Origin of the sequence: Methylocella tundrae (assembly GCF_901905185.1) — a bacterium.
Taxonomy (GTDB): Bacteria; Pseudomonadota; Alphaproteobacteria; order Rhizobiales; family Beijerinckiaceae; genus Methylocapsa; species Methylocapsa tundrae.
Window position 1 is genome coordinate 1 of record NZ_CABFMQ020000087.1, and the last position, 21,416, is coordinate 21,416.

A 21,416-nucleotide genomic window follows, 5' to 3' on the forward strand; every position below is an offset into this window, starting at 1 on the left:
CGGTTGCAATCAATGTGGGTCCAGTTGCAATGATTGTGGTCCCAAGCGCCGGGCCTAGTTGCAATGATTGTGGGCCGGAACTTGCGATGATTGCGATCCCGGCCGCGGATGATTGCGGTCCGTTATACCTATCGGTGCTACCCTTCCGGTTCCGGCGGGCGATTGAAGGTTTTCATCTCTTTTTGATTTTAGAAGTCATAGCGCATCATACGCGAGCCGGCCGGGCAGCCTTTCGTTTGTCTCAGCCGCCGGCAATCATGGCGTCGCCGCCCGCTCGTTAGCATGTGTTTTGCTTGCCATTTAAGGCTTGCGATGATGATTCGGCGACCTGGCATGATGAACGAGTTTGCTCCATGAGCCGCGTGCGCGACCAATTCGAAATTACAGTCGATATTCTGCTTCGCGCCTATTCTATCGGCCTGTTCCCTATGGCTGAGAGCGCCGAGGACGCAAATCTGTTCTGGGTCGATCCAGAGGTCCGGGGCATTTTTCCGCTCGACGGAATCATCGTATCGAGAAGCCTCGCCAAAACGGTTCGTTCGGACGTTTTCGAAGTCCGGGTCGATCATGATTTCGACGCCGTGATCGACGGCTGCGCCGCCTCTTACCCCGATCGTGACAAGACCTGGATCAACCATCGCATCAGGCGTCTTTATCGCCAGCTTTTCGACACCGGGCGCGTACATACGGTCGAGACCTGGCAGGAGGGCGTTCTGGTCGGTGGCCTTTATGGCGTCCATCTTGGCGGCGCGTTCTTCGGTGAAAGCATGTTCCACCGCAAGACCGACGCGTCCAAAGTCGCTCTCGTGCATCTTGCGGCGAGATTGCGTAAAGGCGGCTTCAGCCTCCTCGACGCACAATTCGTAACGCCGCATCTCGCATCGCTCGGGGCGATCGAAGTGCCGAAGGAAATCTATCGAAGGCGGCTGGCGGACGCGATGGCGCATCCGGCGGATTTCTGGGCCTGGCCGAAGGGCCGCCGCGTCTTCGGCGCCGAAGCTCTCGAAGTTCTGCTGAAGAAGGGCGCGAGCGGCGCGGCGCCGGTCAAGACGCCTCGCGATCAAGCAAACTCTTGAGTCTTTGGCCTTCGCTATCGCTCAAGGGTTGCGCAGCCGGCGGAGCAGCGCGCCGCCGTCTGGCGTTGAGGAAAATCGCCGCCCCTCCGACGAGAAGAATCGCAAAAGGGCCGCCCCAGAGCAGCGCCGTCTCGACCTTGAAGGGCGGCTTCAACAGTATGAAATCGCCATAGCGCCGCACCAGATAGGCGCGGATCTGATCGTCGCTGTCGCCGGCCTTGAGACGTTCGCGAACGAGCAGCCGCAGGTCCTTGGCGAGAGGCGCGCCGGAATCGTCGATGGACTCGTTCTGACAGACCATGCAGCGCAATTGCGTCGAAAGGCTGCGCGCTCGCGCTTCAAGCTTTGCATCGGGCAGGATTTCATCGGGCTCAACCGCCCGCGCCGTCAGCGGGGACAGCGCCACAATTGCGATCAAAGCCCATTTGCGAAGACAAAAGCCCATGTTATTCGGCCGGGAGAGGATTTGCCGCGACGATTTTGCGGGCGCGGCGGGCGATGCCGACGCGGAAGCTCGTGTCGCTCAGCGACAGGCCGCCGCCAAATGCCATGATGAGGGCGCCGATCCAGATGAAAGCGACCAGCGGCTTCCAGAAGATGCGGGCGTTGACATTGCCGTCAGGCGCGACGTCGGCAATGCTCATATAGACTTGGCCGAGGCCAAGAGTTGCAATCCCCGCTTCTGAACGGCTCATCTTGCGCGACGGATAACTGCGTGTCGAGGGCTCGATGACGGCTTTGACGACGCCGCCCGCGCGGATGGCCGTCGTGCCGACAAGCTCCGAATAGTTCGGCCCCTGACGGCCCGAAATGCCCTGGTAGGTCAGCTGATAGGGGCCAATTTCGACTGTATCGCCGGGCTTCAGGGCCGTGATGCGTTCAGCGCCCCAACCGGTGGCGGCTAGGCCAAGCAGAGTGACGCCGATCCCGGCATGGGCGAAAGCCGTGCCGAAGGCCTGCCGCGGCAGACCAACAAAGCGATGGCCGAGCGAACTCAGCGAGGGTCCGCCGGCGAACAGGCGCCGGCCGAGGTCGGCAAAAGAGCCGAAAATGACATAGGCGGCGACGCCGCAGAGAATGACGCTCAAGGCCGGCCCGCCGCGTGAGGCCGCAAGAGCCAGCATGACGATGAGGCCGGCGCCAATGGCGTAGGTCAGCCTCTGCGCCGCGGCGAGGAGATCGCCCCGCTTCCAGGCCAACGCCTGGCCAATCGGCATGAGCAGGAACAATGGAATGAACAGTGGAATGAAAGTCAGATTAAAGAAGGGCGCGCCAACCGAGATTTTTTCCCCGGTCAGAGCTTCGAGCGCCAGCGGATAGAGAGTTCCGACAAAGACCGTCGCGCAACAGGTGGTAAGAAGGAGATTGTTGAGGACGAGCGCCCCCTCGCGCGAGATCGGAGCGAACAGGCCGCCCTGCTTCAGGCCGCCGGCGCGGGCGGCGAAAAGCGTCAGCGACCCACCAATGAAAAGCACGAGGATGAGGAGAATGAAAACGCCCCGCGTCGGATCGCTGGCGAATGCGTGCACCGAGGTCAAAACGCCCGAGCGAACGAGGAAAGTGCCGATCAGCGACAGCGAGAAGGCCAAAATGGCGAGGAAGATCGTCCAGATCTTCAACGCCTCGCGTTTTTCCATGACCAAAGTGCAGTGGAGGAGAGCGGTCGCCGCGAGCCAGGGCATGAGCGAAGCGTTTTCGACCGGATCCCAAAACCAGAAGCCGCCCCAGCCAAGGGTGTAGTAAGCCCAATAGGAGCCCATGGCGATGCCGAGCGTCAGGCAGATCCAGGCGATAAGCGTCCACGGCCGCACGAAGCGCGCGAACACCGCGTCGATGCGGCCGGAGATCAGCGCCGCCGCGGCGAAGGAATAGGTGATCGAGAGCCCGACATAGCCAAGATAAAGCAAGGGCGGATGAATGGCGAGGCCGGGGTCTTGCAACAGCGGATTGAGGTCGTTGCCTTCCGCCGGAGGCATCGCGAGCCGCGCGAAAGGATTTGACGTCAGTAGAATGAACAGGAGGAACGCCGCGGCGATCCACGATTGAACGCCAAGCACATTGGCGCGTAAATCTTCCGGCATGGTCGATGAAAACAGGGCGACGGCGGCGGCGAAAACCGACAGCACCAGGACCCACAAAAGCATCGAGCCCTCATGATTGCCCCAGACGCCGCTGATTTTGTAAATCAGCGGCTTGGCCGAATGCGAATTCTCGACGACGTTCAAAAGCGAGAAGTCAGACGTTACATGGGCGTAGGTCAAAGCGAAAAACGCATAGCCGATGAGCCCGAAACTCATCAACGCCACTGACGGCGCGACCGCCATCAAACGCCGGTCGCCGATCGCTGCGCCCCAAATCGGCACGACCGAATTGATGAGCGCCAGCGCCAAAGCGAGGACGAGAGCGTAATGGCCGGTTTCAACGATCATATCAGCCTCATTTCACGTTCGCCGCCTGCGCGCCGCCCTTGGCGGGGGCAGCCTCAGCGGCGCCGTTCTCCTGCCAGACGCCCTGCTTCTTCAACGCATCGGCGACCTCACGCGGCATATAGCGCTCGTCGTGCTTGGCGAGAACGCTGTCGGCGCGGAAGACATGGTCCTGTCCGAGAGCGCCTTCCGCGACGACGCCCTGCCCTTCGCGGAAAAGGTCCGGCAACAAGCCGGTATAGGTGACCTCGATGTCCTGTTTCATGTCGGTCACGGCGAAACGAACAGTCTGATCGCCCTCGCGCTGAAGCGAGCCCGCCTTGACGAGGCCGCCAAGCCGCAGCCGCGCCCCGCCTGGGGTCGCCTTTTGTGCAAGTTCAGTCGGCCCATAAAAGAAGACGATGTTGTCGCGCAGGGCGAACATCACAAGGCCCACGGCCACGCCGAGCGTTGCAAGCCCGGACAAAATCAAAGTGAGACGTCGTTGTTTGCGCGTCATATCAGTCTTAACCCTCAAGGCCAAGTTCGCGGGCAAGCGTTTCGATGCGGCCCTTCGCGGTCGCGTCGGCCGCCAGATTGCGTTTGGCGTCCATCAAGGCGGAACGGGCCTTGTCGGTTTCATTGAGGACGGCGTAGGCGCGAATAAGGCGCAACCACCCCTCGACGTCCTGTCCATTTTGTGCGAGCCGCGCAGCGAGCCGGTCAACCATGCTGTGAATGGCGCTCGCCTGGTCTCCCCCCGACATCGCCTCGATCTTGGCGGCGAGGGCTGGGTTGGCGGCGGGACCGCTCGGCGGCTGCGCGGCCGCCACAGCTTGTTCGGGGGCGCCGGTCAAAGCGGCGAGCTGCTGGCGCAGCGAGGGGGCCCAAGGCGCGTCGGCCGGCGCCTCGGCAAGGAGTTTCTCCCAAATCGCTTGCGCGCCTGCCTTATCGCCATTTTGCATGGCGGCGAGGCCAAGATAGAAGCGCGGGCGCGGCAAGGCGGGATCCTTGGCGGTCGCGGCCTCGAAGACCTCTTTGGCGGCCGCCGTCACCTTGCCGTTCGCGGTGGCGACCAGAGCTTCGCCATAACGAGACTGGCGTTCCGGCGTTTCTCCCAAAAGGCGCGAAGCAGCGGCATAGGCTTTGACGGCGTCGTCATAGCGGCCAAGGCGCATATAGACCGGGGCCAGAACGTCATAGCCTCGGCCGTCATTCGGATTTTGCACGAGATGGGCTTCGATCCTCGCGATCGCCGCCAGAATATCCGTGCGCGCCGGCGCTTCCTGTAGCCGCGCGGACAGCGGCAGATCGGGCAGCCCCGGATGACCGACGAGCCCATAAACGCCGAGCGCCAGGGCGGGCACGAAAATAGCGGCCGCGATCGCGGCAAGGCGGACTTTTTTTCCCGCCGCCGCCGATGGCTGCGGTCCGGAGGCGTCAGCGACAGCGAGCAGGCGCCGGGCGGCCTCGGCCTTGGCGCCTTCGGCGTCGCCGGCGGCGACAAGCCCGCCTTCGGCGTCACGGTCGATTTCGGCGAGCTGCGCCTTATAAAATGCAATGTCGATTGCGCTGCGCGAGAGGCCGCGCGGCGTCCGCGCGAGAGGCCAAAGGACGCTCAGCACCGCAACGCCTGTCAAAAGTGCAAATATCAGCCATATCATAGGCACTCTCTTAGTCATCAGCGCGATGCTTGCAAAGGACCTTTCGCTCACGAACGCGTTGGCGAGGGCGGGTTTGGCGTCGCAGGAAGCCGCAGTTCGGCGCGAAGACCACCCGTGGCGCTTCCAACAAGGCTCAGATCGCCCCCATACATCGCCGCGAGATCGGCGACGATCGACAGCCCGAGACCCGATCCCGGCTTCGTTTCATCAAGGCGGCGTCCGCGGGCAAGAGCCGCCTCGCGCATCTCAGGCGCCAGCCCTGGTCCATCATCCTCGATGATGACGCGGAAGAACGAGCGCTCCGCCTCGGTTTGGGCGAACTCGGGAAAGACGGCGACGGCGACGGCGCTTTTCGCCCATTTGCCTCCATTGTCGGCGAGATTGCCGATCATTTCCTCCAGATCCTGACGCTCCCCGAGGAATCGCACCGGCTGCGGCATATCCAGCGCGAAGCTTATCGCGCGCTCGGCGTATATTTTTTCGAACGCGCCGATGAAGGATCGTACGACCGGCTCGACGTCGGTCGCGCTCGTCACCGCGCCGGCCCGCACCGCCGCGCGCGCCCGGTCGAGATAATAGGCGACCTGGTCGCGCATGATCGCCGCCTGCTCCTCGACCTTCGCGGCGAGTGGCCCGGACGCCGCGGCCGCTTCGTTGATGATGACGCTGAGCGGCGTTTTCAGGGCGTGCGCGAGATTGCCGACCTGAGTGCGCGCGCGCTCGACGACAGCCCGATTGGCGCCGATAAGGAGATTCAACTCGCCCGCGAGCGGCGCTATGTCCGGTGAAAAAGCGCCGGCGATCGTTTCGCTTTCACCGCGGCGAATCGCCGCGACGCCCTCCTGCAGCTGACGCAGGGGCGCGAGGCCATAGCGCAACTGCAGGACGGAGGAGGCGACGAGCGCCAGCCCCAGCAATATGAATGTGACGATGAGATAGATCTCGAAGCGATTGATCGCAGTTTCTATCTCGTCGGTCTTCGCGGCGACCTGGACGAGGTAGACGCCGTCATCGCCGGTGTCGATTGTCCGTTCGACGATTCTGAGGCGCCTGTCGTCCGGTCCCTTGGCGTAGCCTTTGCGAGCGCCGCCCAAGCCTGCGGGAACGCCAATGTCGGCGAGGCGCGGCAGCCGCGCCGCGAACAGCGAGCGCGAACTTCGAATGTCAGGCTTGCCGGCGTCGAGGCGCGTAATCTGCCAGTACCATCCCGACAACGGCAATGCGAACTCGGGATCGTTTAATTCATCGGGATCCATTCGAGCGTTCTCGCCCGAGACGGCGATGTCGGCGACGAGCGCGCGCAAATAGACGCCAAGGCGCTCATCAAAATTGCGCTCCGCGGCGTGCTCATAAACAGTCGAAAGAAGGACTCCGGCGGCGAACAGTATGGCGAAGCTCAAAATCGCCGCGGACAGGAACAGCCGGCCGGCGATCGAAATTTTCTGCGTCGTCAGCGTTCTGGCGTCGCCCGCGCTTCGATCCTTTGACGCGAGAGCCATCAGCGGCTGGCGGCGGGATCGGGGCGATCGAGCAGCGCTCCTCCGCTCTTGCCGTCAGGCGTCAGGACATAGCCAAGCCCGCGCACCGTCTGAATGACGTCGACGCCAAGCTTCTTGCGCAGCCGCCCGACAAACACCTCGATCGTATTCGAATCACGATCGAAATCCTGATCGTATAAATGTTCGACAATTTCCGAACGCGAGACGATCTTGCCCTGATGATGCATCAGATAGGCAAGAAGCCGGTATTCGTGAGACGTCAGCTTGACCGGACTGGCGTTGACCAGGACGCGTCCGGCGCGCTCGTCGAAGCTGACCGGCCCGCATGAAAAAACGCTTGACGCATGCCCCGCGGCGCGGCGCATCAGGGCGCGCAGTCGCGCGAGCAGCTCCTCCACATGGAAGGGTTTCGTCACATAGTCGTCAGCGCCGGCGTCAAAGCCCCGCACCTTTTCGCCCCAGCGGTCTCGCGCGGTGAGGATCAGAACAGGCATCGAGCGCCCAGCCTTGCGCCACTCGGTCAAAACCGACACGCCATCTTTCCTGGGCAGACCGAGGTCAAGGACGACGGCGTCATAGGGCTCGGTGTCGCCCAGAAACCAACCCTCCTCCCCGTCGAATGCCCGATCGACGGCATAGCCGGCCTGCTGTAGCGCAGATGCTATCTGACGATTGAGGTCCTTATCGTCTTCGACTACGAGCAGACGCATGGAGAGAGCCCGGCGGTTTGATCAGTCAATCTTCGTGCTTTTTTTCGTTTTTGGTTTCGATAATCTGACCGGTCTTCGCATCGACATATGTGCGAATGATCCGTCCGTCGCGACGCAGCAGGCTGATCTCGTATACGAAAGCATCGCTCCAGCGACAAAGTTTCGCGCCGAGCGCTTCGGCCTGCAGGCGCGCCGCCGCTTTTTGCATGGCGCGGAAAGGTTCGGAAAGTTCATTGGCGCCGATCTTTTCGCGTGTCTCCCCCGTCGAAAAACATCGGCGCCCCTCCAAAGGCTGCGCCAGGGCGGCGACGCAAAAGCCAACGCAGGTCAGCTGTACAAGGGAAGAGATCAAAACGCCCATGCAACCCTGCTACGGCAACGACGCTGAACGTCGGATGAATAGGAAAGCCCGGCGGCGCCTATCCCGCTCACGCCCTCGCCGGCGCGGCGCGGATCGCGGGAGCTGCAGCCTTCCGGTCCGATGACGCCCTGCCGCAATAGCGGCAAAACGTCATTTCGAAGCGCGGACTTTCCCGGGCAATGTTGTCCTCGCGGCCGCCCTTTAGCAAGCATAATGGAAATGAAACGCACACCGTTCAAACGGCCTTTTTCAGGTCCCGCCGCGTTTGCAGCCTCTTACATCTTGCGGCCCGATATGAAAAAACCTTTCGCATCCGAATCTATTTCACGTCGGGCGCAGGCCCAGATCTCCACGGCGACGATAAAAGGCGGCGACAAATGACTGCGGGCTCCTCATCGGCATTCTTCGTATCGGCCGCGTGGCTGGCCGAGCATCTCGGCGCGCCGGATCTCGCGATCATCGACGGCAGCTTCTTCATGCCGGCTGAAAATCGCGACGCGAAGGAAGAGTTTCGCGCAAGCCATATCCCCGGCGCCGTGTTTTTCGACATCGACGCCATCGCCGACCATTCGACCAGCCTTCCTCATATGCTGCCCTCGCCAAAGGACTTCGCCGAAGCGGTCGGCAAGCTCGGCCTTGGCGACGGCATGCGTTTCGTCGTTTATGACAGCTCGAGCCTTGTCGGCGCAGCGCGAGTCTGGTGGACGCTGCGCCTCTATGGCGCAAAGAATGTCAAAATTCTGGAAGGCGGTTTTCAGCAGTGGCGAGGCGAAGGGCGTCCGCTTCAATCCGGCTGGCCTGAGCCCGCCCCGCGCGTCTTCACGCCGAATTTTGATGCTTCAGCAGTCGCCGCCGCGAAAGATGTCCTCAGCGCGAGCGAGACAGGATCGGCGCAGATAGTCGACGCCCGCAGCGCCGCGCGCTTTACAGGCGAAGCGCCCGAGCCTCGTCCGGGATTACGCTCCGGACATATTCCGGAGAGCAGCAACGTGCCCTGGAGCCTTATCGCCGCCGAGGGGCGGATCAAGTCGCCGGAGACGATCGAAGCCGCCTTCACTCAAGCCGGCGTCGACCTCACCCGGCCGGTCATCACGACCTGCGGCTCAGGAGTGACGGCCTCAATCCTGTTGCTTGCGCTCGAAACGATCGGCAAGAAAGACATTCGTCTCTACGACGGGTCCTGGAGCGAATGGGGCGGCGACCCCGATCTGCCCGTCGCCACCGGGAAAGCGGCGCCCTAAAGCTTTTTGCTCCCCGACGCGGAAACGCGCCGGGCGGCTTCGTCGAGACTTATAAGCTTGCCGCGAACTTGACGAGCGAAGGGAAATCGCTGGACGCTCAGCCAAAAGGGCTTGACGCCACAAAACACTGAGCTACCATTAGTTTAAGCGCGATGAGTCTGAAACCTTGAGGGGTTTACAGCGTTCGCAGCGTAAGTGGAGCGTCCGGCGACCGCCGGATGTGGCATTGGTCCGCGCAGGCACGCGCCAGCGTTTTTCAGGATCGAGCCAGCTGGCCCTGAGAGGCTTCCACATTCCCCTCCCTTCTTGGGGGGCTGCCGTCTTCACAGTCGATGCTTAAACTCGCCGCAAAGCCGCGGCGAGAGAGCCTCCGCATGGAAGGGGAACATTCCGCATCTCGAGACATTAGGAGTGACACACATGTGTGACTATTCGCTTGAAATGTACGCCTCCCGGCCTGCTCGCGAGTCCGAGAAATATGTGACGACCCGCTTCCCTTCAGGAAGCATCGGCCTCGCCGCGCCAGGCGACTGCACGACCGCCGTCTGCGTCCAATATGACACCCACCTTAACCTCGAAGGAATTTCGAGCGACCTGCAGACCCGTCTTGGCGTGCAGCCGGCTGAACATGTGATATTCGCCCGGCTTGAGCACGGCGCGTATCGGGATGGTGTGAAATTCGGCAACGGAAAAGAGATCTCGTTGCAGCTTCTCGGCTCGGGCGTTGGCGTGACGCTGGTCGACATGCACGTCGCTCCGAAAGCCGAAGCCCCTGCGCAGAAGCAAGACATATTGGAGCCGGCCGAATAATAAAGCCGCTTCTTGACGACGACCCGCTCCGTGTCCTCTCGGAGCGGGTTTGCTTTGCTGCCCGCTTGACGGATCATATCGCGCCGACAGCTTATTTTCTGTGCAGAAACGCGATTTTTTGAGCTTTCAAAGCCCTAATAGCGTCGCACGGCGATGACTCGGAATTGTTTTCAGCGCTCCCGACGCTGCGGCCGCCCCCCGAACTCCCCCCATCACCGCCATCCAGCCTCGGTCAAGCCCGCCAAACGCTTCGGCGCGCCGCTACAGCCGCTTTTTGGCCCGACGATTGCTTTATCAATCAAACCTGCTGCGGAAACGACAAAAAAGGCGTCTCGGACAACGATTTTCTAGGATCGGATGGCATTTTTGCCCCGCAGGTGGTAAGTGCCGCTGACTTCTCCCTGAGTTCATCGAACAATGCGACGTAAGAAACGCCAATGAAGAAGATCGAGGCGATCATAAAGCCTTTCAAGCTCGACGAAGTGAAAGAGGCGCTCCACGAAGCCGGCGTGGCCGGCATCACCGTGACCGAAGCCAAGGGCTTTGGGCGGCAAAAAGGCCATACCGAACTGTATCGGGGCGCGGAATACATCGTCGATTTCCTCCCCAAAGTTAAAATCGAAGTCGTCGTCGCCGACGGCATCGTCGACGGCGCCGTCGAAGCGATCCGCAAGGCGGCGCAGACCGGCCGCATTGGCGACGGCAAGATTTTTATTTCAAACATCGAAGGCGCGATCCGCATCCGCACCGGCGAAACGGGACCGGACGCCATCTGATGTCCGACTTTCGCTTGGGGCCCGGCGCCGCCGCGCCTTCGCAAACCCAATACGCTTTCTAATCAGATCGAGAGGCTTTGAAATGACGAAGACCGCCAAAGACGTGCTTAAGGAAATCAAGGACAATGACGTTAAATACGTCGATTTCCGCTTCACGGACCCGCGCGGCAAGTGGCAGCATGTGACGTTCGACATCACCCTCATCGATGAAGAGATCTTCGAGGAAGGGACGATGTTTGACGGATCCTCGATCGCGGGCTGGAAAGCGATCAACGAATCCGACATGTTGCTTATGCCCGACCCCGCGACCGCGGTGATGGATCCCTTCTTCGCAGCGCCCACGATGGTCATCGTTTGCGACATTCTGGAGCCGGGCAGCGGCGAGCCCTATAGCCGCGATCCGCGCGGCATCGCCAAAAAGGCTGAGGCTTTCCTCGCGTCCTCCGGCATCGGCGACGCAGTCTATGTCGGCCCTGAGGCCGAGTTCTTCGTATTCGACGACGTGCGCTTCCGCGCCGACCCCTACAACACGGGTTTCGTGCTCGACTCGGCGGAACTTCCCTCGAACTCCGACACCCCCTATGAAGGCGGCAACCTCGGTCACCGCATCCGCACCAAAGGCGGCTATTTCCCGGTGCCTCCGCAGGACGCCTCGCAGGACATGCGCGGCGAAATGCTCGCCGCCATGGCTTCAATGGGCGCCAAGGTCGAAAAGCATCACCACGAAGTCGCTTCCGCCCAGCACGAACTTGGACTGAAGTTCGGCCCGCTCACCAAAATGGCGGATGATCTCCAAGTCTATAAATACTGCATCCATCAGGTCGCGCAGAGCTACGGCAAGACCGCAACCTTCATGCCGAAGCCGATTTTCGGCGACAACGGCTCTGGAATGCATGTTCATCAATCAATCTGGAAGGCTGGCAAGCCGCTGTTCGCCGGCGACAAATACGCCGACCTCAGCCAGGAATGCCTCTGGTATATCGGCGGCATCATCCGGCACGCCCGCGCCCTGAACGCCTTCACCAACCCGTCGACCAACTCCTACAAGCGTCTGGTTCCCGGCTATGAGGCTCCCGTCCTGCTCGCCTATTCGGCGCGCAATCGCTCGGCCTCCTGCCGCATTCCGACGGCGTCGAACCCGAAGGCGAAACGCGTCGAGGTGCGTTTCCCCGACCCGATGGCAAACCCCTATCTCGCCTTCGCCGCGATGCTGATGGCGGGCATCGACGGCATCATCAACAAGATCGATCCCGGCCCGGCGATGGACAAGGACCTTTACGATCTGCCGCCGAAGGAATTGAAGAAGATCCCGACTGTCTGCGGCTCACTGCGCGACGCGCTCACCAATCTCGACAAGGACCGCGCCTTCCTCAAGGCCGGCGGCGTCTTCGATGATGATTTCATCGATAGCTATATCGAACTGAAGATGATCGACGTGATGCGCTTCGAAATGACGCCGCATCCGGTCGAATTCGACATGTATTATTCCTACTGAAAAGCTCTCTCCGGGGCGAAGCGCGGGCGGCCTTCGGGCCGCCCTTTTTCGTCCGCCAGACGCTCCCGCCGGCGCCGCCGGAACAAGTTTTATCCCCCCATCGTGGCGCTATCCCCTTAAATATGTTTCTGTTCCGTTCCCTTTCCGCCATGTTCATGTCATAAGGACCCCAACGTTAAGGGACAGACGAATTCATGGCCAATCATGGTGATCTTTTCGGCGGCGCGGCCCGCAAGCAGGCTCCCGCCCGGCGCGAAGCCAAAAGCGTAGCGCCCGCCGCCAAAGCCGAGGCGCTCAGCCGGGAGCCGAGCCGTGGGACTCCGGGAGAGTCCGGCTACACCGCCGCCTCCATCGAAGTGCTGGAAGGGCTGGAGCCGGTGCGCCGGCGCCCTGGCATGTATATCGGCGGCACGGACGAAGCCGCGCTCCACCATCTATTCGCGGAAGTTCTCGATAACGCCATGGACGAGGCCGTCGCTGGCCACGCCTCTTTTATCGACGTCAATTATGAAGCCTCGGGTTTCCTCAGCGTCACCGATAATGGCCGTGGCGTCCCGATCGACCCGCATCCGAAATTTCCGAAGAAATCCGCGCTCGAAGTCATCATGACGACGCTCCATGCGGGCGGGAAATTCGATTCTGGCGCCTATCAGACCTCTGGCGGCCTGCATGGCGTCGGCGTCTCCGTCGTCAACGCGCTCTCCGAACAGGTCGAGGTCGAAGTCGCGCGAGGCCAGATGCTCTACCGGCAAAGTTTTGCGCGGGGCGTTCCGACCAGCAAGCTGGAGCAGGTCGGCAAGGCGCCGAACCGGCGCGGGACGCGCGTGCGCTTCAAGCCCGATGATCAGATTTTCGGCAAAGGCGTCCATTTCAAGCCGGGCCGCCTGTTCAAAATGGCGCGGGCCAAAGCCTATTTGTTCGGAGGCGTCGAAATCCGCTGGCATTGCGCTCCGGAATGGCGCGATGCGAATACGAACGTCCCGGCCGAGGCGGTCTTTCACTTCCCCGGCGGCCTCAAGGACTTTCTCGCGCAGGACATCGAAGGCAAGGAGCTCGTTATCGAGCCGATTTTCACGGGCAAGATCGAAAAGCCCGGTGGTCATGGATCGCTCGAATGGGCGTTGTCATGGCTCAGCCTCGACGATGGCTTCGTGCATTCCTATTGCAATACGATTCCGACCCCGGACGGCGGCACGCATGAAGCGGGACTGCGCACGGCTTTGCTGCGCGGCCTCAAGGATCACGCCGAACGGATCGGCCAGGGCAAGCGCGCGGCATCGATTATCAGCGACGACATTATGACGTCCTGCGCCGCGATCATCTCGGTTTTCATTCGGGAGCCTGAGTTTCAAGGCCAGAACAAAGGCCGCCTGATGACGACGGAGGCCTCACGCATTGTCGAATCCGCGGTCCGCGACGCTTTCGACCATTGGCTCGCCGCGGCGCCGTCGCACGCCCTCAAACTGCTGGACTGGACCGTCGAGCGCGCTGAAGACCGTTTACGCCGCCGCGCGGAAAAGGACGTCGCGCGCAAAACCGCGAGCCGCAAGCTACGACTGCCCGGAAAGCTCGCAGACTGCTCGAATAACTCGGCGCAGGGTTCTGAAATCTTTATTGTCGAAGGCGATTCAGCAGGAGGATCGGCCAAACAGGCGCGCGATCGGGCCAATCAGGCGGTCCTGCCCTTGCGGGGCAAGATCTTGAACGTCGCCAGCGCCACGCGCGACAAATTGGCCGCCAATCAGCAATTGAGCGATCTGATCCAGGCGCTCGGATGCGGCCTCGGCGCCCATTACAAGGACGAGGACCTACGCTACGAGAAGATCATCATCATGACGGACGCTGACGTCGATGGGGCGCATATCGCCTCACTGCTGATTACCTTCTTCTACCGCCAGACGCCGAAGTTGATCGAGGGGGGCCATCTCTATCTGGCCGTGCCCCCGCTTTACCGCCTGACCCAGGGCGCGCGCCATGTCTATGCGCGCGACGACGCCCACAAGGATCAATTGATCGCCCGGACACTGACTGGGCGCGGCAAGGTAGAAGTCAGCCGTTTCAAAGGCTTGGGGGAAATGCTTCCTGCACAGCTTAAAGAAACGACGATGAACCCCAAGAGCCGCAGTCTGCTGCGCGTGGTCGTGCTGCCCGAGGATCGGGAGGGCACGTCGGATTCCGTTGAGCGCTTGATGGGCAATAAGCCCGAGGCGCGTTTCGCCTTCATTCAGGAGCGTGCCGCTTTCGCCAATGCGGCGGAGCTGGTGGTCGTGTAGCCGCAGGTTCGATCAGCATCCGGCGCCAAGGGAGTTTGGGCCGCGAAGCTTCGGCGTCGTTGAAAAAATCGGATGGGAAACATCGGACCGCTCGGCCCAACGCATGTCTGATGCCTGAAGTCCCTGCCGTCCCGCCGCTGGACCCGGGCTCGGCCTGTCAAGCTCAGAACCTGAAACGCCGCCGCGCGCAAAAATGCCGGCGAAGGTGGCCGGCGGCAAGTAGCGTTTCGAGGAGGCCACTCCTACTACTTGCGCGCCGGCCGACCCTACGGACCCAGGAGATGCGGCGGACCTGAGCACTCCGTAGGGTAACTTCCAGTCAAGTCGCCAAATGCGCGTGATGCGCAGGGACGCGGGTGGACATTTTCTTGCAGGAACCCCTCCCGCGCCGCACCCGATTTTCTCGAGCTCAGCGTCTGAACGTTAGCGCGCAGGGCCGACTCAATGCAACGACTTGTTGCGGCCGATTTCTCTCTTTCGTTAACGGGACGATTCTGGCGCGGCTCATGACGAACGGACGACGCGAAGACCCGTCATCCGTTCCAAGCGCACCGGCGCCGCCGCATCGATGAAGACACGGTTGCGGCCCGACTGTTTTGATCGGTAAAGCGCTTTGTCCGCGCGGCGCAACAAATCCGCCGCGTTCTGGGCGCTCTCCGCCAAGCCGATGGAAATCGTCACCGAAAGGGGCCGCTCCCTGGCTTCGACTGGAATCCCTTGGCTTTCGACGCCGGCGCGCACACGCTCGGCGACCCTGGCTGCGACGTCGAGACGCGTCTCAGGCATCAATATGACGAACTCATCGCCGCTGAGCCGGCAGAAAAGATCGGCGCTGCGGATCAAACCCTTGATCCGCGCGGCCAAATTTTGCAGGAGCTGGTCGCCGGCCTCGTGTCCATGCACGTCATTCACGGTCTTGAAGTGATCGATGTCGAACATCATCAAGGTAAGCGGCTTCGCCTTGCGCTTTGCTTCCTCAAGGAGAGCGGCGAGAGCGCCGTCGAGATAGCGTCGGTTGTGAAGGCCCGTCAAAGCGTCGACCACCGCCATTTCGATCGAGGCCTCGACATTCTGGCGCAAGCCATCCGCGTAGCGTTTACGGCGCAGCTGGGTGCGCACGCGGGCGATGAGTTCGTTGCGGTCGATCGGGCGCAGCAGATAATCATTCACGCCGAGGTCGAGACAGCGCAGGATTTTGGCGCGGTCCTCCGGTTCGGCGATGGCCAGAATCGGGATATGCCGGGTCGCCTCGACTGAGCGAATCTGGCTGCAGAGCCGGAGCCCGTCATAGGCGTTGAGGCTGAGGCTGACGATGAAGAGATCATAGCGCCCAGCGGCGCCTTCGACGAGCGCCTCCAGCGCGTCCGGCTCGAGTTCGACGTCATGCAGAGCGCGCAGCGCGCCCGTGACCGTCTCGCTCGACGAACGGCGGTCGTCGACAACAAGAATGCGCCCGCCGGAGCCGTTCTCGTCCATCACAGAGGCGAGCGGATTGTTGATTCCAAGTTGCGCCGCGCGCATCGCGCGGGTGCGCAATTCGTCGAGAGCGAGCCTCAGACGGGCGAGCGAGCGCACGCGCGCAAGAAGCGCGACCTCGTCGATCGGCTTGATCAGAAAGTCGTCCGCGCCGGCCTCAAGGCCGGTCAGACGGTCCGAGGGCTGATCCAGCGCGGTCACCATGACGATGGGGATATGCGCCGTCGCGGGATCTGCCTTGAGGCGGCGGCAGACCTCAAAACCGCTCATGCCTGGCATCATGACGTCGAGGAGAACGATGTCGCAATCGCCTCTGGCGCAGATCGAAAGCGCGGTCGGACCATTGGTGCAGGTCAGGACGTCGAAATATTCGGCCGTGAGCCGCGCCTCGAGCAGCTTGAGATTGGGAAGGATGTCGTCGACGACCAATACGCGTGCGGTCATATGGCTCCCCTTCGAGCATGCGGCCGGCAAAGGCGGGGGCGCCGCGAGCAACGGCGCGAAGATTATTGTTCGTGCAGGTAACTGCGCACGGTTTCGAGAAATTTGACGATCGAGATCGGCTTTGAGAGATAGGCTTCGCATCCGCCCTGCCGGATCTTTTCCTCGTCGCCCTTCATGGCGAAGGCGGTGATGGCGATGACCGGAATATGGCGCAATCCCTCATCCTCCTTCAGCCGGCGCGTGACCTCCAACCCCGAAACCTCAGGCAGCTGGATATCCATCAGGATCAGGTCCGGCATATGCTGGCGGGCGAGTCCGACGGCCTCGACGCCGCTGCGCGTTTGCACCGTGCGGTAGCCGTGCGCTTCAAGGAGGTCGTTGAACAGCTTCATGTTCAGCTCATTATCTTCTACGATCAGGATAGTTTTTTCCATCGAAGACCCACTTCCACCCTTGCAGAGGGCGGACCGCCCTGGCTTTCGAGCCATCCGATCATAACTGCAAGGCTTAACGGATAGAAATTGACGAAAGGGAAATCGCCAATATGCAAAATGGCGGTAATCGGTCGAATCCCGGCAAGGCCGCCGGTCCGCGGGAAGCCGCCAAGGAAAGCGCCGAGGCGCTCGCCATTGAGGTTTTGGGCTATATCGCGGCCGATCCGGCGGCGCTCGAAGGTTTCATGAGCCTCTCGGGGCTCGAAATCGGCAATCTTCGCGCCGCCGCCGCCGAACCTGGATTTTTTGTCGGCGTTCTCGATTTTCTGGCGTCCAATGAGGCGTTGTTGCTGGCCTTCGCGGCCAATGCAGGCCGCGATCCCGCCGCGATCCTCAGGGCGCGGCATGTCCTCGCTCCCCCAGAGGAGATGATCTAGGGCGCGAAATTATGCGAGGCCGCCGGTGAGCCGCGCGCGGTCATGCGGCGCGGAAAAATCGATTCTTGGGCCAACGGGAACGATCCCGGTCGGATTGATCTGCAAATGGCTCTGATAATAATGCCCTTTGATGTGGTCCGGGTGAAAAGTCGCGGCGATGCCGTCAGTCTGATAAAGGTCGCGGACATAGCCGAAAAGGTTTGCATAATCGGCGATGCGCCGGACGTTGCATTTGAAGTGGCCGACATAGACGATGTCGAAGCGCAGCAGGGTCGTCAGCAGCCTGATGTCGGCTTCGGTGATGCGGTCGCCGCAGAGATACCGGCAGTCCGCGAGCCGGGCGTCGAGAAAATCCAGCGTGTCGAACAAGGGTCCGATCGCTTCCTCATAGGCCGCTTGGGTCGTTGCAAAGCCGGCCCTGTAGACGCCATTGTTGACCGTCGGATAAATGCGCGCGTTGAGCGCGTCGATTTCGCCGCGCAGATCCTCCGGGTAAAAATCGCCGGCTTTCGCCCCCACGCCGTCGAAGGCGGAATTGAACATGCGGATGATTTCGGAGGATTCGGTCGAGACGATCGTCTGCTTTTCCTTGTCCCAAAGGACGGGCGTCGTGACGCGGCCGGAATAATGGGGCGCGGCGGCGCGATAGACCTCGTACAGAAAGCTGGCGTGATGGATCGGATCGCCGATGACGCCCTCGCCCGGAGCAAAGGTGATGCCGTTCTCCCGCATCAGCCAGTTGACGATCGACAGTCCGATCATCGGCGCGAGGCCTTTCAGCTCGCGGAAAATCAGTGTCCGATGCGCCCAGGGACAAAAATAGGCGGCGTAGAGATGATAGCGGCCGGGCTCCGCCTTGAAGCCGCCCTCCCCGCTCTGCCCCGGCGCGCCGTCCGGCGTCACCCAATTGCGGAACTTGGCGGCGTCGCGCTCGAAGCGCCCGCCCGTGCTCTGCGTGTCATACCATTGGTCGCGCCATATGCCGTCGACGAGCAGTCCCATCATTCACCTTTTTGATTTGGAGGATGCGCGATAGGGTCGCGGCCGCGGCTCCAGCTGCGCCCGCGGCTTGCGATGAAGGATGGCTGAGCTTACACATCGATCGCGTCCGAGCCGAGCCTGACGCGGGAGATTTTTGCATGATTTGGCCGCTCAATCCAAAATCAAAACGTCAGCCGACAACCGAACTGCTGGCGCTTGCGCCGCCTGCGAGCGCCGAAGCGCAGCCGCGGCCGGCGCCACGCGGCGAACCTCTGCTGCGTCTGCGCCGGAACCGCAAAGCCGATTGGGCGCGTCGTCTCGTACGCGAGAATGTTCTGACCCCTGCCGATCTGATCTGGCCGATCTTCGTTTGCGAAGGCGTCAATCTGCGCGAACCGATTTCCTCTCTGCCGGGAGTCGACCGGCTTTCGATCGACGCGGCCGTTGATTCCGCGCGCGAGGCGCAGGCCTTGGGAATTCCAGCGCTCGCGCTTTTTCCCTATACCGATCCGGCGCTGCGCGACGAGACCGGCAGCGAGGCGCTGAACCCCGAAAACCTTGTCTGCCGCGCCGTGCGGGCGATCAAGGAAACGACGCCGGATCTTGGCCTTATCACCGATGTCGCGCTGGATCCCTATACCAGCCACGGCCATGACGGGCTTATGGCCGGCGAGGAAATTCTGAACGATGAGACGGTCGAGGTGCTGGTGCAGCAGGCGCTGAACCAGGCCCGCGCGGGCACCGACATGATTGCGCCGTCCGACATGATGGATGGCCGCGTCAGGGCGATCAGGGCGGCGCTCGACGCCGAAGGTTTCCAGTCCGTGCAGATATTGGCCTATGCGGCCAAATACGCTTCGGCTTTCTATGGCCCATTCCGCGACGCCATCGGCACCAGGGCGACGCTCATCGGCGACAAGCGCACCTATCAGATGGACCCCGCGAATTCGAACGAGGCGCTGCGCGAGGTCGCGCAGGACATCCTGGAAGGCGCCGACATCGTGATGGTGAAGCCGGGCCTGCCCTATCTCGACATCATCTGCCGGGTGAAAGACAAATTCGGCCTGCCGACCTTCGCCTATCAGGTGTCCGGCGAATACGCGATGATTCAAGCAGCGGTGAACAATGGCTGGCTTGACGGCGACAAAGCGATGATGGAAAGCCTGCTCGCCTTCAAACGGGCCGGCGCCGACGCTGTTTTAACCTATTTCGCGCCACGCGCCGCGAAGCTGCTGCAGGGCGGATGAGGCAACCCTTGGCCGCTGCCCGAAAGCCCTCATGATGAGGAGCGCCGGAGGCGAGCCCCGCGCCGGCGGAAGGGCTCCCCCATTCAGCTTTTTTTTTGGAATTTCATGCAACCCGCGGGTCGCCGAGACGATGCTTAGAGTTTTCATCCCTGTCGCCTATGGATTTCTGGGCCTTGCTTTTCTTGCGGCCGCCGACTTCGGATATTCCGAAGGAGCTTGCGGAGGCGCCTACACCGGTCAAGACGGCGCGAGCTATACATGCGGGACAAACCGCAAACCCAATTGCCAGCAAGGCACTGGACGGTGCCAATGCCTTGAAAGGAAGGAATGTCCCGGCGGCCAACAGGATGAGGAATGGTAGGCGAGCCCGCGGTATTGAAGACGGGCGCCGGCGAGCGTCCACGGCATTCTTCCACATTGTCCGCAGACGATGTGGATAGCGGGCGCGAGTCGAGTTGTTTTTTGCGCCGGGCCAATATGCGTGGCATGCAAGTAGGCCAGCCGCATGGTGAAGGCTTTGAAGTGATTCGCAAGAAAGACTGAATGTCAGCCATCGACAATCTGATCAGCAAGTCCGGCGCGCGGCAGGGCGCCGAGGCGCCTGGCTACCGGCTCGCCCCGCATAATCTCGAGGCCGAGCAGGCGCTGCTCGGCGCGATCCTCGTCAATAATGACGCCTTCGATCGCGTCTCCGACTTTCTGAAGCCCGCGCATTTTTCCGAGGATGTGCACAGGCGCATTTTCGACGTCGCGGGGCAATTGATCCGGGCCGGCAAGCTCGCATCGCCGATCACGCTCAAAACCTTCCTCGGCGACCATGATCTTGGCGGCATGAGCGTGCCGCAATATCTCGCCCGCCTCGCCGCCGAGGCGACGACGGTCATCAACGCCGAGGATTACGGGCGGACGATCCATGATCTGGCGATCCGCCGCGATCTCATCCTGATCGGCGAGGACATCGTCAACGCGGCATATGACGCGCCCGTCGCCGCTTCGCCGCGCGAGCAGATCGAGGAGGCCGAGCGCAAGCTGTATTCGGTCGCCGAGACCGGCCGCTATGAGGGCGGCTTCCAGCGTTTTTCCGACGCTTTGACGATCGCCGTCGACATGGCGGCGAAAGCCTTTGAGCGCGACGGCCATCTTTCCGGCATATCGACCGGGCTTGTCGATCTCGACCACAAAATGGGCGGCTTGCAGGCCTCCGATCTCATCATCGTCGCCGGACGCCCGGGCATGGGCAAGACGGCGCTTGCGACCAACATCGCCTTCAACATAGCCAAGGCGTATGAATCTCAGATGCGCCCCGACGGCACGCCCGAGACGATCAATGGCGGCATCGTCGGCTTTTTCTCGCTTGAAATGTCGGCCGAGCAGCTGGCGACGCGCGTCATCGCTGAACAGGCCGCCGTGGCGTCTTACAAGATCCGGCGTGGCGACATCAGCGAATCCGAATTCCATCGCATCGCCGACGCCGCCCGCCTGATGCAGTCGATCCCTTTTTACATCGACCAGACCGGCGGCTTGTCGATCGCGCAATTGACCGCGCGGGCGCGCCGGTTGAAACGCCAACGCGGCCTCGACGTTCTGGTCATCGACTATCTGCAATTGCTCGGCGGCTCGAAAAGTAGGGGTGACAGCCGCGTGCAGGAGGTGACCGAAATCACCACCGGCCTCAAGGCTCTGGCCAAGGAGATGAACGTGCCGGTGATCGCCCTTTCGCAATTATCGCGTCAGGTCGAATCGCGCGATGATAAGCGCCCGCAGCTCTCCGACCTTCGCGAATCGGGTTCGATCGAGCAGGACGCCGACGTCGTGATGTTCGTTTATCGCGAGGAATATTATCTGAATAACAAGCAGCCGCGCGAAGGCACCGAGGAATTCATCAAGTGGCAGACCGACATGGAGAACGTCCACGGCAAGGCCGAGGTCATCATCGGCAAGCAGCGCCACGGCCCGACCGGAACCGTCGAGCTTGCTTTTGAAGCGGAAATGACGCGCTTCTCCAATCTCGCCCGCGAAGACGCCTTGCCGGACCATATCTGAGCGGCGCGGGATTTCCGCCCGCTTGTGGACTACCGGTCCAACAT

Annotated in this window: 19 protein-coding genes; 9 read left to right on the forward strand and 10 right to left on the reverse strand. The window is 61.7% G+C overall.

Annotated elements, in window-relative coordinates:
- Window positions 1-353: 353 nt before the first annotated feature.
- A complete protein-coding gene (gene aat, locus MPC4_RS12405) occupies window positions 354-1,076 on the forward strand; it encodes a leucyl/phenylalanyl-tRNA--protein transferase (RefSeq protein ID WP_174512787.1) in 723 nt (240 codons plus the stop codon).
- Here the strand turns inward: aat and MPC4_RS12410 are convergent.
- The 7 genes from MPC4_RS12410 to MPC4_RS12440 are packed head-to-tail and all read right to left on the reverse strand — an operon-like array spanning window position 1,045 to window position 7,562.
- Window positions 1,045-1,521: a cytochrome c-type biogenesis protein gene (locus MPC4_RS12410; RefSeq protein WP_174512788.1), complete on the reverse strand. Its 477-nt coding sequence runs from the start codon at window positions 1,519-1,521 to the stop codon at window positions 1,045-1,047. The two genes, aat and MPC4_RS12410, sit on opposite strands and share 32 nt — an antisense overlap.
- 1 nt (window position 1,522) lies before the next feature.
- Window positions 1,523-3,505 carry a heme lyase CcmF/NrfE family subunit gene (locus MPC4_RS12415; protein WP_174512789.1) on the reverse strand — a complete coding sequence of 661 codons (1,983 nt, stop codon included), beginning with the start codon at window positions 3,503-3,505 and terminating at the stop codon, window positions 1,523-1,525.
- 7 nt (window positions 3,506-3,512) lie between these two features.
- Window positions 3,513-4,001: a cytochrome c maturation protein CcmE gene (gene ccmE, locus MPC4_RS12420; protein WP_174512790.1), complete on the reverse strand. Its 489-nt coding sequence runs from the start codon at window positions 3,999-4,001 to the stop codon at window positions 3,513-3,515.
- Window positions 4,002-4,008: 7 nt separating this feature from the next.
- Window positions 4,009-5,145, reverse strand: coding sequence for a c-type cytochrome biogenesis protein CcmI (ccmI, locus tag MPC4_RS12425; RefSeq protein ID WP_174512791.1), 1,137 nt, complete (start codon window positions 5,143-5,145; stop codon window positions 4,009-4,011).
- 47 nt (window positions 5,146-5,192) lie between these two features.
- A complete protein-coding gene (locus MPC4_RS12430) occupies window positions 5,193-6,644 on the reverse strand; it encodes a sensor histidine kinase (protein WP_174512792.1) in 1,452 nt (483 codons plus the stop codon).
- Window positions 6,644-7,354 carry a response regulator transcription factor gene (locus MPC4_RS12435; RefSeq protein WP_174512793.1) on the reverse strand — a complete coding sequence of 237 codons (711 nt, stop codon included), beginning with the start codon at window positions 7,352-7,354 and terminating at the stop codon, window positions 6,644-6,646. The genes MPC4_RS12430 and MPC4_RS12435 overlap by 1 nt, the downstream gene beginning before the upstream one ends.
- Window positions 7,355-7,379: 25 nt before the next feature.
- Window positions 7,380-7,562 (reverse strand): PepSY domain-containing protein, encoded by a 183-nt coding sequence (locus MPC4_RS12440; RefSeq protein ID WP_174512794.1) that lies wholly within the window; start codon window positions 7,560-7,562, stop codon window positions 7,380-7,382.
- Window positions 7,563-8,092: 530 nt separating this feature from the next.
- Here MPC4_RS12440 and sseA point away from each other — a divergent pair.
- The 5 genes from sseA (at window position 8,093) to parE (ending at window position 14,310) form a co-directional block, all read left to right on the forward strand.
- Window positions 8,093-8,956, forward strand: a complete 864-nt coding sequence (gene sseA, locus MPC4_RS12445; protein WP_174512795.1) for a 3-mercaptopyruvate sulfurtransferase — start codon at window positions 8,093-8,095, stop codon at window positions 8,954-8,956.
- A gap of 420 nt (window positions 8,957-9,376) precedes the next feature.
- Window positions 9,377-9,766 carry a hypothetical protein gene (locus MPC4_RS12450; RefSeq protein ID WP_174512796.1) on the forward strand — a complete coding sequence of 130 codons (390 nt, stop codon included), beginning with the start codon at window positions 9,377-9,379 and terminating at the stop codon, window positions 9,764-9,766.
- Between the two features lie 437 nt (window positions 9,767-10,203).
- Complete coding sequence (locus tag MPC4_RS12455) at window positions 10,204-10,542, forward strand: P-II family nitrogen regulator (protein ID WP_174512797.1); 339 nt, start codon at window positions 10,204-10,206, stop codon at window positions 10,540-10,542.
- An 82-nt stretch (window positions 10,543-10,624) separates the two neighbouring features.
- Window positions 10,625-12,037, forward strand: coding sequence for a type I glutamate--ammonia ligase (gene glnA, locus MPC4_RS12460; RefSeq protein WP_174512798.1), 1,413 nt, complete (start codon window positions 10,625-10,627; stop codon window positions 12,035-12,037).
- 194 nt (window positions 12,038-12,231) lie between these two features.
- Window positions 12,232-14,310: a DNA topoisomerase IV subunit B gene (parE, locus tag MPC4_RS12465; RefSeq protein WP_174512799.1), complete on the forward strand. Its 2,079-nt coding sequence runs from the start codon at window positions 12,232-12,234 to the stop codon at window positions 14,308-14,310.
- A 504-nt stretch (window positions 14,311-14,814) separates the two neighbouring features.
- Here the strand turns inward: parE and MPC4_RS12470 are convergent.
- Both MPC4_RS12470 and MPC4_RS12475 read right to left on the reverse strand, forming a co-directional pair.
- Entirely contained in the window at window positions 14,815-16,230 is a 1,416-nt protein-coding gene (locus tag MPC4_RS12470; RefSeq protein WP_174512800.1) for a PleD family two-component system response regulator, read from the reverse strand.
- 62 nt (window positions 16,231-16,292) lie between these two features.
- On the reverse strand, window positions 16,293-16,664 hold the full coding sequence (locus MPC4_RS12475) for a response regulator (protein WP_174512801.1): 372 nt from the start codon (window positions 16,662-16,664) through the stop codon (window positions 16,293-16,295).
- Window positions 16,665-16,774: 110 nt separating this feature from the next.
- On the opposite strand from MPC4_RS12475, the gene MPC4_RS12480 reads away from it, so the two are divergent.
- Window positions 16,775-17,101, forward strand: coding sequence for a DUF3572 domain-containing protein (locus tag MPC4_RS12480; protein ID WP_174512802.1), 327 nt, complete (start codon window positions 16,775-16,777; stop codon window positions 17,099-17,101).
- A gap of 9 nt (window positions 17,102-17,110) precedes the next feature.
- Here the strand turns inward: MPC4_RS12480 and MPC4_RS12485 are convergent, their stop codons facing one another.
- Complete coding sequence (locus MPC4_RS12485) at window positions 17,111-18,103, reverse strand: glutathione S-transferase family protein (protein WP_174512977.1); 993 nt, start codon at window positions 18,101-18,103, stop codon at window positions 17,111-17,113.
- Between the two features lie 137 nt (window positions 18,104-18,240).
- Here MPC4_RS12485 and hemB point away from each other — a divergent pair, with 137 nt between their 5' ends.
- Entirely contained in the window at window positions 18,241-19,329 is a 1,089-nt protein-coding gene (gene hemB / locus MPC4_RS12490; protein ID WP_174512803.1) for a porphobilinogen synthase, read from the forward strand.
- 543 nt (window positions 19,330-19,872) lie between these two features.
- Window positions 19,873-21,372, forward strand: a complete 1,500-nt coding sequence (locus MPC4_RS12495; RefSeq protein WP_174512804.1) for a replicative DNA helicase — start codon at window positions 19,873-19,875, stop codon at window positions 21,370-21,372.
- Window positions 21,373-21,416 lie beyond the last annotated feature (44 nt).

Excerpts from the sequence above, each read along its gene's own strand:
- MPC4_RS12470 (WP_174512800.1), bottom strand. The coding sequence starts at position 16,230 with ATGACCGCACGCGTATTGGTCGTCGACGACATCCTTCCCAATCTCAAG.
- MPC4_RS12480 (WP_174512802.1), top strand. The coding sequence starts at position 16,775 with ATGCAAAATGGCGGTAATCGGTCGAATCCCGGCAAGGCCGCCGGTCCG.
- parE (WP_174512799.1), top strand. The coding sequence starts at position 12,232 with ATGGCCAATCATGGTGATCTTTTCGGCGGCGCGGCCCGCAAGCAGGCT.
- MPC4_RS12430 (WP_174512792.1), bottom strand. The coding sequence starts at position 6,644 with ATGGCTCTCGCGTCAAAGGATCGAAGCGCGGGCGACGCCAGAACGCTG.
- MPC4_RS12485 (WP_174512977.1), bottom strand. The coding sequence starts at position 18,103 with ATGGGACTGCTCGTCGACGGCATATGGCGCGACCAATGGTATGACACG.
- hemB (WP_174512803.1), top strand. The coding sequence starts at position 18,241 with ATGATTTGGCCGCTCAATCCAAAATCAAAACGTCAGCCGACAACCGAA.
- sseA (WP_174512795.1), top strand. The coding sequence starts at position 8,093 with ATGACTGCGGGCTCCTCATCGGCATTCTTCGTATCGGCCGCGTGGCTG.
- MPC4_RS12455 (WP_174512797.1), top strand. The coding sequence starts at position 10,204 with ATGAAGAAGATCGAGGCGATCATAAAGCCTTTCAAGCTCGACGAAGTG.
- ccmI (WP_174512791.1), bottom strand. The coding sequence starts at position 5,145 with ATGATATGGCTGATATTTGCACTTTTGACAGGCGTTGCGGTGCTGAGC.
- MPC4_RS12475 (WP_174512801.1), bottom strand. The coding sequence starts at position 16,664 with ATGGAAAAAACTATCCTGATCGTAGAAGATAATGAGCTGAACATGAAG.
- MPC4_RS12410 (WP_174512788.1), bottom strand. The coding sequence starts at position 1,521 with ATGGGCTTTTGTCTTCGCAAATGGGCTTTGATCGCAATTGTGGCGCTG.
- aat (WP_174512787.1), top strand. The coding sequence starts at position 354 with ATGAGCCGCGTGCGCGACCAATTCGAAATTACAGTCGATATTCTGCTT.
- MPC4_RS12415 (WP_174512789.1), bottom strand. The coding sequence starts at position 3,505 with ATGATCGTTGAAACCGGCCATTACGCTCTCGTCCTCGCTTTGGCGCTG.
- MPC4_RS12495 (WP_174512804.1), top strand. The coding sequence starts at position 19,873 with ATGTCAGCCATCGACAATCTGATCAGCAAGTCCGGCGCGCGGCAGGGC.
- ccmE (WP_174512790.1), bottom strand. The coding sequence starts at position 4,001 with ATGACGCGCAAACAACGACGTCTCACTTTGATTTTGTCCGGGCTTGCA.
- MPC4_RS12435 (WP_174512793.1), bottom strand. The coding sequence starts at position 7,354 with ATGCGTCTGCTCGTAGTCGAAGACGATAAGGACCTCAATCGTCAGATA.
- MPC4_RS12440 (WP_174512794.1), bottom strand. The coding sequence starts at position 7,562 with ATGCAAAAAGCGGCGGCGCGCCTGCAGGCCGAAGCGCTCGGCGCGAAA.
- glnA (WP_174512798.1), top strand. The coding sequence starts at position 10,625 with ATGACGAAGACCGCCAAAGACGTGCTTAAGGAAATCAAGGACAATGAC.
- MPC4_RS12450 (WP_174512796.1), top strand. The coding sequence starts at position 9,377 with ATGTGTGACTATTCGCTTGAAATGTACGCCTCCCGGCCTGCTCGCGAG.